The organism is Baaleninema simplex PCC 7105, assembly GCF_000332355.1.
In the GTDB taxonomy this organism is placed as follows: domain Bacteria; phylum Cyanobacteriota; class Cyanobacteriia; order Cyanobacteriales; family Geitlerinemataceae; genus Baaleninema; species Baaleninema simplex.
This window is the reverse complement of the sequence record NZ_KB235959.1, coordinates 81611-94417: the sequence shown is the minus strand read 5'-3', so window position 1 is coordinate 94417 and position 12807 is coordinate 81611. Positions and strand designations below refer to the sequence as shown.

Here is a 12807-nt window from a genome sequence, read left to right as displayed (position 1 = left end):
GCGCTCGACGTACTTTTTGGCTACTACCATTGAGTTTCTTAATCACTGCCTGTAGCTGATGACGCTCTTCTGCTGTCAGGCGCACAATGTATTTTTTCTGCATGGGACTCCGGCTCGCTCCCTACAGATTACCTCAATACTCCCGTTAACCCTAATTCTTAGAGTTGACGCTGCACTAGGTTTCAAGAAGTCTTCACCACATCCCCCCTTAGCCCCCTATCCCCCCTTCGCCCCCTATCCCCCCTTCGCCCCCCTTTGAAAGGGGTGTTGGGGGGATGGTTGGGGGGATAGAGAGGGACTTGTCAGATTAGGCAAAACCAGTATTTGAGTCCTCGACTCCGCTCGGACTCAACGCTGAGCGGAGTCGAAGCGTTGAGATTCGGATTCCGTATGAAACTTTCCTCGTGACTCCCAAAACCTTATCGATTGTCAATTATCAATTATCAAACCTCTTCGTTGACTGGGAAGCGATCGAGCCGCTGGCTGGCATCTCGAGCTGTCATTCGCAGGACATCGCTGATGTGGGGAACGTGAGGGATCTGAGATAAGAAGTCGAGAGTTCGGCGCAAAATCCGGACGATATCTCCTTCATCTAAACTCGTGTTGTTACAGAGTTCCGTCCACTCCACCCCGTTAGCCCACTGCTCGACGAGGGCGATCGCGTCCCGTTCCAACCACACCGGATGCGCCACTTGATAGCGACGCTGTACTTGGAACAGTTGGCGGCGCACCCCGCGCAACTCTGCCAGCACCTCATTTACGTCGGCCGAAACGTCGTAATTCGTCCAAGTATCGGGGCGGGAAATCTCCGTCACCAACGCCGCGCAAGCTGTGGCGAACTGTTCGGGACTCAAGCCTTCAAACTCGCCACTCGAGAGGGCTAACCCCAACCATAGCTCGTTATCTCCGCGAATGGCAGCGGTCGATTCGCCCAATTTCGTCGGTTTGAGGGAATCTTCCTCCAAACAGCCGAATTCCAACAGAATATCGATTAAATCCAAAAACTCTTCCCAGTGACGGGCGAGATTGTAGCGAACTTTGTCCGTGCGATCGCTCAGTTTCCGTTGTAGCTTTTCGACGCGTTTAGCACGTTTGAGCAGCGTTCCCGGATTCCCAAACGCCTTTAACGGATGCTGTTGTACCTCCGCTTCGATTTCGGCCACGCGTTCTTCCCATTCCACGACCTCCGGGGTGATTTCTAGCGGCGGTAGAACCGGAACGCGATCGACGATCGCCCGAGTTTCCGCGTCGCCCTGGCGCGTCTGACCGGGTTTCAGCGGCATATCCGGCGGGGGATTGAGGCGATCGACCGCATCGATACGGGGAAACTCTCCGTGCAAACTCACCACATCTTTCGTCGTCACCACGTACCAGCGATCGTTTTGCCCCAAACAAATCAAATAGGGCGCTTTCCCCGGACTCGGGGCTTTCGTCACCAACACCGCCGGAAGCGGATCGGAAACCGGCACGTTTTTTCCCTTCAATTGCAGGATGCTACCGGCGACTGCAAACTGCAACGCCAACACCAGCGACTTATCTTGTACGTCGCTGGCTTGCTGTCGGAGGGTTTTGAGGATGCGCCGTTCCTCCCGCAACCGTTCTTGTAACTTTTCGTACTCTCGCAACAATTGCGGATCGATGTTTTGTAACTTCGTTTGAGCCGCAGCCAGTTCCGCTTCCAAATCCGCGATCGCCTGTTGTTGCGGCCGCAACGTCAACGACGCTAAATATTGTCCGAAACTCCGCTCGACCAATTCCTTCGCTTCGTCGATGGTGTGGGTTTGCAGCAGGTTCAACACCATGCCGTAAGTGGGCGTAAACTGACTCACGAGCGGGTCTGCCCCAGATGTTGCCAAATGCGCCGCTTCCACCGACCCCTCAAACGGCGTATCCAGGGTGACGACATAACCCTGTTCGTCCATCCCTCGCCGTCCGGCCCGTCCCGCCATTTGCAAAAATTCCGAAGCTGTCAGCAGACGGTGGCCGCGATCGGTGCGTTTGGACAAACTCGAAATCACCGTCGTTCGGGCGGGCATATTAATTCCCGCCGCCAAGGTTTCCGTGGCGAACACCACTTTAATCAATCCCCGTTGAAACAGTCCTTCGACTAACCCTTTCCAGGCCGGAAGAATACCGGCGTGGTGGGCGGCGATGCCCCGATAGAGAGGTTCGACTTGTCCGTCTCGGGCGGCTTCGGGATTGTGTCCGAGAAATTCATCGACGGTTAACTTGAGTTGTCGGGCTTCTTCGTCGTTGACGAGGTTGAGGCTGCCCATATCCGCCACCGCGCGATCGCACCCCCGACGGCTGAAAATAAAGTAAATTGCTGGCAACATATCCCGTTTTCGCAGTTGCGAGACCACGTAACTGATGGCCAAGCCGTTTTTACGGTTGCTGCGTCGCTGGTTGGGGTTGTTGCGTCGGGGTTTCAGTCGCGGGTTGAGACGTTTTCCCGCTTTATCGAGGAGGGGAAAGACCCCTTTGCGGTTACAAAAGAGAAACTGTAGCGGAACCGGCCGCGATTCCGAATAAATCAGTTCCGTCGGCCCGTGAACCGTGGAAATCCAATCGGTCAGTTGGTCGCTATTGGCGACGGTGGCGGACAACCCTACCAGTTGGATGTCCGGGGGACAGTAAATAATCGATTCTTCCCAAACTGTCCCCCGCTGGCGATCGTTCATATAGTGGCATTCGTCGAGAACCACCGTTTCGACGCCCTGGACTGACGTTCCCACTTCGCCGATAGGCGTCCCGTACAGCATATTTCGGAAAATTTCCGTCGTCATCACCAGTACTGGAGCGTCGCGGTTGAAGGATACGTCTCCCGTGAGAAGACCGACGTTTTCGACCCCGAACAGTTCTTGAAAGTCGCGCAGTTTCTGGTTTGACAGGGCTTTGAGGGGCGTGGTGTAGAAAACCCGACGCTCGCTAGCGAGGGCGCGATAGATGGCGTATTCACCGATGAGGGTTTTTCCCGACCCAGTCGGCGCACAGACGATCGCCGATTTCCCCGCATTTAAGGCATCGATGGCTTGGTGTTGGAAATCGTCGAGGGCGAAGGGAAACAGTGCGCTGAGGTCGAGTTCGGACATAGTTAAAGTTGAAGTTGGACGAACTGGGGGTGCAGGACAGTTGCGATACGGTCTTCATCTCATCTTAATTGACATATCGCCGTCCCAAGGAACAACACCATTTTTTCTTCTCGAGTGGCGCGATCGCCAAACAAAACCGTAGGGACGTTTTTGGCAACGTTCCTACGGTTTGTCAGAATAATGGCTGGTTGACGTGAAGTCCCTTTATCTCATCATCCATCCCTTCATCACCCCATCACCTCTCAAGAGGTTCCTTCGACACGATAGATGTTTTGCGTTGCCAAACGAGAGCAAATCGTCGAGGGTAACTCTCCAGGGGCGAGAACCCGGCGGGCTAACTTTCCTTTCAGGTTCGTCATCGGATCTCGACCGGAGGAAATCAAGAATTCGATATATTTAACGCGCTCCCAAGTGGCCAAGCGATCTAAAATCTCGGCTGTGGCTTTGACATAGGGATGGCTACAATCTTCGTACCAATCAGCTTTGGCAAGGTTGGGTTGGTCGAAGCCGATGTGAAACGTAATTGTCGGTTGTCCGAACAAGGCCACGGTCACGGGGCGGGTTTCTTCTTGCACGAGTAAGTGTTGGTCTCGGGCGAGTTCTCGCAGGTTTTCTAACAACTGCGATCGCCCATCGGCGGTTAAAGGATCTTCCTCGTTCAAGTGCATCGCCACAGTCGCCAGATACGTCTGCAACAGCATATGACCGAGTTTTTTCGCCTTCGTGGCCAAATAGACGGAGTTGTAATCGGTGGCTTCGATCAGTAAGGGAACGCGATCGACGACTTCGATACCGTAACCCCGCAACCCAGCAATTTTACGCGGATTGTTTGTCAGTAAGCGAATTTTACGCACGCCCAAATCGTTGAGCATTTGCGCCCCCACACCGTAGTTGCGTAAGTCGGGGGGAAATCCCAGTCGTTCGTTGGCTTCGACGGTGTCTAAGCCCATATCTTGCAGCGAATAGGCTTTGAGCTTGTTCAGCAAGCCGATCCCGCGACCCTCTTGACGCAGGTATAACACCACCCCTTCACCGTGTTGTTCGATGGTCTTCAGCGCCGCTTGTAACTGCATCCGACAATCGCACCGCAGCGATCCTAGGGCATCCCCGGTCAAGCATTCGGAGTGAACGCGCACCAATACCGGGCGATCGCCGAACGTCCCCGGATCGCCTTTGACGATCGCCACGTGTTCGGTATCGTCCATCGCGTTACGATAGGCGTAAATCTGAAAGTTCCCGAACTGAGAGGGTAACGCCGCAACGGTTTCTCGGGTCACGAACCGTTCGTTTTGCAGGCGATAGCTAATTAAATCAGCAATGCTAATCAGTTTGAGATCGTGTTTGTCCGCGTACTCGATGAGTTCGGGCAACCTCGCCATCGTCCCGTCGGGGTTTTGGATTTCGCAAATGACCCCGGCCGGATATAGCCCCGCCAAACGCGATAGATCGACGCCAGCTTCAGTATGTCCCGCCCGCTTGAGAACGCCACCTTTTTTCGCCCGTAGGGGAAAAATATGACCGGGACGGCGCAAATCTTCGGGTTTGGTATTCGGGTCGGTCGTCGCTAAAATCGTTCGCGCCCGATCTTCGGCAGAAATGCCCGTCGTGACGCCGAGGTGGGGGGAAGCGTCGATGCTGACGGTAAAGGCGGTTTGGTCGGCAGCGGTGTTGCGCGTCACCATCAACGGAAGATCGAGTTCGTCGAGACGCTCTCCCGTCATGGCCAGGCAGATTAACCCTCGGGCTTCGACTGCCATGAAGTTGATAGTCTCTGCGGTGACGAACTGCGCCGCACAGATGACGTCTCCTTCGTTTTCGCGATTTTCATCGTCCACGACGACGATGCATTTTCCCGCCCGTAAGTCGGCCAGGGCGGCTTCGATCGAGTCGAACTGAAACGAGCTGGATGCGTTGGGTTGAGACGATTCCACGGATGTATCGACTGTCCTACTTTGAAAACTGTAAACTTTTTTTAAGTCTCCTATAATTGTATCTTGTTTAGCGGACTTCTTCGGGGCGCAGGGAGCAGCGGAGCAAGGGAGAGGGGGAGAAACAGTCAACTCTCAACTGTCAGCCAATGGTGACAGGTTAAGGCTGTAAGTCAGTTTTGAAGGGGGTTTGAGAGTCAGGCTTAAAGAAAAACTCTTCGGGAGAACGTTGGCAGGACGGGAAAGCAGAGACATAATTACAGCAACCCTAAATCAGTTGTGTAACAAAGCTGAGACAAAAAGGGAATCGGGAATGGGGAACGGGGAATCAGATTTTTTCTGGTGTTTTAATTTTTGACGACCCATTTGGAACTGCTATAGGTTTCAAGAAGTCTTCACCACATCCTCTCTTAGCCCCCCTTGATACGGAATCCGAATTTCAAACACTGTTTTTTTCCAACCTGACAAACCCCTCTCTGTGTCCTCTGTGTCTCTGTGGTGAAGACTTCGGGTGCATCTCAAAAATGTCAATTTATCAGATCGGAGTCTCTATAGTGAATTGAGCTGTTGTTGGGTTTCACTATCGCTTCACCCCTAGACGGCAGCGTTGCCGAAGTCTAACCTACTCCAGACTTATATTTTGACAAAAGTGAGATGCACCCGAAGTCTTGGGAGCATCTCACTTTTCTTTAAACAAAACTGGCGTTTTTAAGACGTTTTTAAGACGTTTTTAAGACGTTTTTAAGACATTTTTAAAACAAGAAATACCGCTGCGCCATCGGTAAAATCTCAGCAGGTTCACAGGTGAGCAATTCTCCATCTGCCCGAACTTCGTAGGTTTCGGGATCGACTTCAACTTTCGGTAAGGCGTTGTTGAGTTTCAAATCCGCTTTTGTGATGTTGCGCGTGTTCGACACCGCCACCGCCGTTTTCTGCAATCCTAACTGTTGGGGAACTCCCGCATCGATCGCCCCCTGAGAGACAAAGGTGAGGGATGTCGCCGCGATCGCACCGCCGTAACTGGCGAACATCGGACGCATATGAATCGGTTGTGGGGTGGGAATGCTGGCGTTGGCGTCTCCCATTTGCGCCCAGGCGATCGCGCCTCCCTTCAACACTAACTCGGGTTTGACGCCGAAAAACGCCGGTTTCCACAAACACAAATCCGCCAGTTTCCCTTCTTCGACAGAACCGACAACGTGAGAAACCCCGTGAACGATCGCCGGATTGATGGTGTACTTGGCGACGTAGCGTTTCGCCCGTAAGTTGTCGTTGCGATCGCTGTCTCCCGACAACGCCCCACGCTGCACCTTCATTTTATGGGCAGTTTGCCAAGTGCGGAGGATCGTTTCTCCCACGCGCCCCATCGCTTGGGAATCCGAGGCGATGATGCTGAACGCCCCGAGATCGTGCAGAATATCCTCGGCGGCGATGGTTTCGCGACGGATGCGAGATTCCGCAAAGGCGACATCTTCGGGAATACTGCGATCGAGATGGTGACACACCATCAACATATCGAGGTGTTCTTCTAAGGTATTCGTCGTGTAGGGGCGAGTCGGGTTCGTGGAAGAGGGGAGAACGTTCGGATAACTGCACACTTTAATAATGTCTGGGGCGTGTCCGCCTCCCGCCCCTTCTGTGTGGTAGGTATGGATGGCGCGGTTTTTAAACGCTGCGATGGTATGTTCGACGAAACCGGCTTCGTTGAGGGTGTCGGTGTGAATCGCCACCTGTACGTCGTAGTCGTCGGCGACACTCAAACAAGTATCGATCGCGGCGGGTGTCGTTCCCCAGTCTTCATGAAGTTTCAAGCCGATCGCCCCGGCGAGAACCTGTTCGACTAAACCTTGGGGTTGCGAACTGTTTCCTTTCCCCAAAAAGCCCAAGTTCATGGGAAAGGCTTCCGCTGCTTGTAACATCCGATGAAGGTTCCACGCCCCAGGGGTGCAGGTGGTGGCGTTGGTTCCCGTTGCAGGCCCCGTTCCGCCTCCTATCATGGTGGTAATTCCCGATGCGATCGCCGTTTCGATTTGTTGGGGACAAATAAAGTGAATGTGGCTGTCGATTCCCCCTGCGGTGACGATCGATCCTTCGGCGGCGATCGCTTCGGTGGCAGGGCCGATAATAATATCGACGTTATCTTGAATGTAGGGATTTCCGGCTTTGCCAATTTTGCAAATTTTGCCGTCTTTAATGCCGATATCGGCTTTGACGATACCCCACCAATCGAGAATTAAAGCGTTGGTAATTACTACGTCCACCGCCCCGTCTTCTCGCGAAATTGGCGATTGTCCCATTCCGTCGCGAATCACCTTTCCACCACCGAATTTCACTTCGTCGCCGTAAGTCGTGAAATCACGTTCGACTTCGATGAGTAATTCGGTATCTGCCAACCGAACGCGATCGCCTACAGTCGGTCCGAAGGTTTCGGCATACGCCCGTCGATCCATTTGATAGCTCATATTTTTAAAGGTCAAAAATGCTGTGATGTTCGATTTGGGGTTGAGACGGCAAAATCCCCTATTGGTCAATGGCTGTGTGAGATCCCCGGCATCTTGGAGATGCCGGGGATCTGGAGAATTTGGAGTTCCTCCATATATCCTCATCTCCTCATCTCATCATCTCCCGCTGGGGGCGGTGCGTGACAATTTATAGGTCTCACGATCGACACCCTATATTTTAAGTCACGCACCCTACGGATCGACCTCCAATTTATCGATCGAATTTCTATTTTTTCTTCTTTTTGTCTTTGCCTTTTTTTGTCTTGTCTTTCTTTTTCGATTTCTCTTTTTTCTCCTCCTCTTCCACCTCCGGTTCTCCATCTAAGGAACCGTTCACCAAACCGTTAAACCCATAAATCTGACGACTTCCCACCACCGCCACCAGTTCCACGGTTTTCTCATCTCCCGGTTCGAAGCGAACCGCAGTTCCGGCGGGAATGTTCAATCGCATTCCTTTCGCCGCCTCGCGATCGAATTGTAAGGCTTCGTTCACTTCAAAAAAGTGAAAGTGCGACCCCACTTGAATCGGGCGATCGCCCGAATTTGCGACGGAAACTGTACTTTTTGGACGATCGGCGTTGAGTTCGATCGCACCTTCGGCGGGGAAAAGTTCTCCAGGTATCATAAATCTCAAAAATTCTCCATGTACCTAAGTTTGAAATTGCCAACATCCCAATCGACGATTATTCGATCGGATCGTGAACGGTGACGAGTTTCGTTCCATCGGGAAACGTGGCTTCGACTTGGACTTCTTTCACCATTTCTGAAATTCCATCCATCACGTCATCTCGCGATAATAGCGTTTTTCCATAACTCATCAACTCCGCTACCGAACGCCCTTCTCGAGCGCCTTCTAAAATGCCAGCCGTAATATAAGCTACCGCTTCGGGATAGTTAAGTTTTAAACCTTTTTCCTTGCGGCGTTCGGCTAAAAGTGCCGCCGTAAAAATTAAAAGTTTGTCTTTTTCTTGGGGAGATAGTTGCATAAAAAACCTCTAATTTGCTATAATAAAGTAGCCCATTTTAAATTTGCCAAAATCGAGATTTGACAGCGGAAGTTTGGCGATCGATCCCTCGAAACAGTTGCCAAAGTTCGAGGAAACCGTCGAGAACCGCTTGAGTCGATCGCCCGCAATAGCGACACACCAACCCACTCTCGAGACGAGTTAACCCTACATCTCCCTGAGTGTCTCGCGTTTGCCAGAGCGATCGCCCTTTTTTCAAAATCTCTTCAGAAACGGGTTTTCCGATAATGGCGAACGTCGCCACGACGGGAGACCCGTTTAAGCCGTTGGGAGAGTCTAGTAACGTCGAACCCCCTTCGAGACAAGATCGATCGATCCAAAGCGGCGTTCCGTTGCGCCAAATTTCCGTCTGAGATCGCCAACTTCCCGACTCGAACCGTTCCCCTCTGGCGGTTCTCCCAAACCGCAGGATTTCCCATCCCAGCCAAACCGCATTTTCCCCCAATTCTACGCGAGTCTCCTGACGAAACACCGCCCCATCGAACAGAATCGTTTCTCGCGGAAAATATTCTAGATAGGCGTTGTCTTCTAATTGGAAGTTCGCCGTTTGCGTCGCCGGGAGTCCGTTACTGCGATAGACTTTGCTGGCGGCGACAGTGGTTAAGTTGGCTTCCGCGTGGGGATGAAGGCGCACGTCTTGACTGAGAATATCGCCCCCGACGAGTCCCCCAGCAGTGTGGAGAATTACGCTGTGACAGATGGTGTCTCCCTCCGGGTGAAACGATCGCTGCACCTTATACGGGGCTTGACTGTAGGCGTCTTTAACGCGAGTGGTGCGATCGCGTTTAGCGTAAGTCAATTTGATTTTTCCATACCAAGAGTTCATAGGAGAGGGGGAGAAGGGGAGAGGGGGAGAAGGGGAGAGGGGGAGAAGGGGAGAAGGGGAGAGGGGGAGAAGGGGAGAGGGGGAGAAGGGGAGAGGGGGAAAACTATTAACTGTTCCCCGTTCCCTGTTCCCTGTTCCCTGTCTTCACTGATGACTGAAACACTGTTCACTGTAAGATGTGCGATCGCACGAATTCTTCGATGTCGTCGAGTCCCTGTTGAGTTTTGAGATTGGTAAAGACAAACGGGCGATCGCCGCGCATTTTTTTCGCATCTCGTTCCATCACCGACAAATCTGCACCGACAAATGGGGCGAGATCGATTTTATTAATGACCAATAAATCGGATTTCGTAATTCCCGGGCCGCCTTTGCGGGGGATTTTGTCTCCAGCGGAAACATCGATGACGTAAATCGTTAAATCCACCAATTCCGGACTGAACGTCGCGGCGAGATTGTCACCTCCGCTTTCGAGAAATACGAGATCGAGGGTTTTAAAGTGCTGTTCGAGTTGTTCGATCGCCGCTAAATTAATCGACGCATCTTCACGAATCGCCGTGTGAGGACAACCGCCAGTTTCTACGCCGAGAATGCGATCGCTCGTCAACGCCGCCGCCTTAACCAGAAATTGCGCGTCTTCCTGGGTGTAAATATCGTTGGTGACAACCGCCAGTTGCAGGGAATCCCGCATCCGCTTGCATAACGCTTCGACGAGAGCGGTTTTTCCCGAACCCACGGGTCCGGCGATTCCAACGCGAAAAGGTGACATAAGAGGGAACGGGGAACGGGGGAATAGGGAACGGGGAATAAGGAAGAGTTAAGAGGTCGTTTTCACAGGTTAGAATCTCATGAAATCCGAGATTGTATTGAATTTTGCAGAATTTCGATGGATTTTGTGGGGTTTAACTGCGAAACAGGCGACTGTAAAGGGTTTCGTGTTGCATACTGGCGAGGGTGAGTCCCCAGCTACAACTGGTGAGATCGTCGTCGTCGAGGGCGAGGATGCGATCGCTCTCCTCCGTTAGCGTCGGTTGCAGTTGGCGAGTTAACTGCTGTCCCGCCGTTTGTCCGAGAGGAACCAGTTTCACCGCCGCACCGATGAGGTTCGTCGCCCAACTATATAAGTATCCTAAAGCGGCGTCGTGAAGGGAAATTTCCCAGGCGGCGGCGGCGATACCGTAGGCGATCGCGAGGTTGCAGGGGCGATCGACTGCAACGGAATAAGGATGGAAATCTAGTGCGTTTGGGTCGTCTAAGTCGCACAACAGTCGCATGAGGGAATTTCCCATTTGCCAGCTTTGCTGTTGTAATTCGGCGGTTTCTCGCGTTGCACTCAGCCAACGGTTCCAATAGGCTAAATCCGCGAGACTTTCTTCTCGAACACTGCGATAGGCGCGAACCATGACGGCGGTTTCAATGCGAATCGTGCCGTGACGCAGTTCGGTTTCGAGCCATTGTCGCACGTCGTCAGCGCAAGTGAGAGTTTGCGTTTCGACGAGGGTTTCTAAGCCTTCTGAGTAGCTGTACGCTCCCAGGGGAAGCGTCGGACTGACCAGTTGCAGTAAGTTTAAGAGAGAAAACACTTGTTACAGCGAGCAGCGAACAGACAAGAGTGCGTCACGCACCATCGACTCATCATCTTCTCACCTCATCCCCTCATCTTGCTGTTGGTGGGCTTTGTAGAAGGTTTCGAGGCTGTGGCGATCGCCCACAAAACGCCAGTGCCAGGGTTCGTAAGCGATGTTTTGAGGGTTATCTTTGGGAAACGATAACTCGAAACTGTAATGTGCGGCGTTGTTTTGCAGCCACTCGAAGGCTTTGGTATTCTCGAATTCTGGCGAGACGTGGGTTGCCGGAACGTCACCGTCGCCGATGTCGATCGCATAGCCGGTGTGGTGTTCGCTATAGCCGGGGGGGGCGCTCACTTCAGCTCGTTCGCTGGCGATCTGTCCCCGTTGGGCTTTCACCTCGAAAAAGAGGTATTGTTGGTCTTCGACGGAACGAAAAGCGGAAATCGGTACGAGACGCACGCCGTCGGTTCTGGCGTCGGCTTCCATGTTTAAATAGGCTTCTGCCGCCGCGCGGCGGAGTTTGAGGCTCCCGTCGGCGAGAATGGGTTCGAGGTCGTCTGTGGGCGCTTCCTCGTAGGGGAGATGTCCGAGGAGGTTATCGTCTTCTGGAGTGGGTTCGGTGGTATCTGAGAATTGGGATTCGGCGGTTTCTTCGGATTGGGCGTTGGAGCGGGCAAAAAACGCTCGCTCGGATTGCCAGACAAACCAGAGTACTGTTCCGAGGGTGAGAACGCCAACGCCAGATAGTGCCATGAGACTTCCCATCGCCCAACCCATGCCTCCTTTTTTTGCTAATGGAGGGGCTGTGGCAGGGTTCGGGGCGTCTCGTAAGGCTTCTGGAATATCGTCGATCGCTGCCCTGGAGGTCGTCTGTAGGGATTTGCCAGACCGACTTGATTTCTTCAAAACCCCTCTCCTACATTCAGCAAGGACTCGGTTCCGCGTCAGGGAACTGGACTCTAGAGTAATGCAAATGAGGGTGAAATGACAGGTGTATTTCTGGGGCGGCTCTCGGTATCGACGACGCTGTTCTTGGCTTCTGTGGGACTTTCGAGCGATCCGCCGTTGAAGTTTAAGGGGTTGCAACAGCCCGAAGGGGTCAGGTTGTACGGAAATGGGGTGGATGTGGTTCAGGAAATCGACCTCAGTGCGGGCGTCTCGCTACAACTGTTCGACGATCGCGCGATCGCGCCTGGGGAAGCTAGCCAAGCTGACGATTACGGCAATTTCCCTCAGTACGATACGGGGGTTAGCGTTCGGGTACGGGCGCAACCGCTACGACAACACTGGCACAATTTAGTCGAAGATTGGGGCGATCGCGCGTTTTCGGTCTTCAACGGTCAGTTTTTTGGCTCCTCTCCGCTACAGTTGGCGTTTCCAGTCAAAGCCAACGGGACGATTTACAGTGGTGGCTATGCGGGTGAGGGAGAATATGCGGGGGAAAAGGTTCTATTGGCGATTTCTGGGGACGAAGCCCAGATTCTCCCGTTTCCAGAGGTTGGGTTTCCTGAAAATCCGCTGTTTTCGCCGGTTCCCGATTTGATTGTGGGATTGAACGAGTGGGCGGATAAGGGGATTAAACGCAACGTCGGGCGCACGTTTGTCGGGGTGGGCGATCGTGATGGAAATGGAACGAACGAAACGCTGTGGGTGTTGACTTCGCCGCGTTCGACTCAACTGCGGGCGTCGCGGGTGTTACAGGCGTTTGGGGCGTCGGCGGTGATGATGCTCGATGGTGGCGGTTCGACGCAGTTAATGGTTCGCGGGGTGGAATTCGTGCGATCGAGCGATAAGTCTCGGCGTGAGATTCCTCATGCGATCGGGGTGATTTTACCGGAACGTCAATCGGATTAAGCGACGAGTTATT

Annotated in this window: 10 protein-coding genes; 1 reads left to right on the top strand and 9 read right to left on the bottom strand. The window is 53.0% G+C overall.

What is annotated here, in order from left to right:
* Positions 1-443 precede the first annotated feature (443 nt).
* The 9 genes from GEI7105_RS0120370 to GEI7105_RS0120330 all read right to left on the bottom strand — a co-directional run bounded on the left by GEI7105_RS0120370 (position 444) and on the right by GEI7105_RS0120330 (position 11846).
* Positions 444-3092, bottom strand: a complete 2649-nt coding sequence (locus tag GEI7105_RS0120370; protein ID WP_017662264.1) for a DEAD/DEAH box helicase — start codon at positions 3090-3092, stop codon at positions 444-446.
* A gap of 242 nt (positions 3093-3334) precedes the next feature.
* Positions 3335-5023 carry a bifunctional 3,4-dihydroxy-2-butanone-4-phosphate synthase/GTP cyclohydrolase II gene (gene ribBA / locus GEI7105_RS0120365; RefSeq protein ID WP_017662263.1) on the bottom strand — a complete coding sequence of 563 codons (1689 nt, stop codon included), beginning with the start codon at positions 5021-5023 and terminating at the stop codon, positions 3335-3337.
* Positions 5024-5772: 749 nt separating this feature from the next.
* Positions 5773-7482 (bottom strand): urease subunit alpha, encoded by a 1710-nt coding sequence (gene ureC, locus GEI7105_RS0120360; protein ID WP_017662262.1) that lies wholly within the window; start codon positions 7480-7482, stop codon positions 5773-5775.
* A 265-nt stretch (positions 7483-7747) separates the two neighbouring features.
* Positions 7748-8146: an urease subunit beta gene (locus tag GEI7105_RS0120355; protein WP_017662261.1), complete on the bottom strand. Its 399-nt coding sequence runs from the start codon at positions 8144-8146 to the stop codon at positions 7748-7750.
* A gap of 58 nt (positions 8147-8204) precedes the next feature.
* Complete coding sequence (ureA, locus tag GEI7105_RS0120350) at positions 8205-8507, bottom strand: urease subunit gamma (RefSeq protein WP_017662260.1); 303 nt, start codon at positions 8505-8507, stop codon at positions 8205-8207.
* Positions 8508-8544: 37 nt separating this feature from the next.
* Positions 8545-9345 carry an urease accessory protein UreD gene (locus tag GEI7105_RS31590; RefSeq protein ID WP_342662848.1) on the bottom strand — a complete coding sequence of 267 codons (801 nt, stop codon included), beginning with the start codon at positions 9343-9345 and terminating at the stop codon, positions 8545-8547.
* Between the two features lie 193 nt (positions 9346-9538).
* Entirely contained in the window at positions 9539-10138 is a 600-nt protein-coding gene (gene ureG / locus GEI7105_RS0120340) for an urease accessory protein UreG (RefSeq protein WP_017662258.1), read from the bottom strand.
* Between the two features lie 133 nt (positions 10139-10271).
* Positions 10272-10952, bottom strand: coding sequence for an urease accessory protein UreF (locus tag GEI7105_RS0120335; RefSeq protein WP_017662257.1), 681 nt, complete (start codon positions 10950-10952; stop codon positions 10272-10274).
* Positions 10953-11012: 60 nt separating this feature from the next.
* A complete protein-coding gene (locus GEI7105_RS0120330; protein WP_026097818.1) occupies positions 11013-11846 on the bottom strand; it encodes a M15 family metallopeptidase in 834 nt (277 codons plus the stop codon).
* Between the two features lie 78 nt (positions 11847-11924).
* Between GEI7105_RS0120330 and GEI7105_RS0120325 the strand changes: the two genes are divergently transcribed.
* A complete protein-coding gene (locus GEI7105_RS0120325) occupies positions 11925-12794 on the top strand; it encodes a phosphodiester glycosidase family protein (RefSeq protein WP_017662254.1) in 870 nt (289 codons plus the stop codon).
* Positions 12795-12807: the final 13 nt, after the last annotated feature.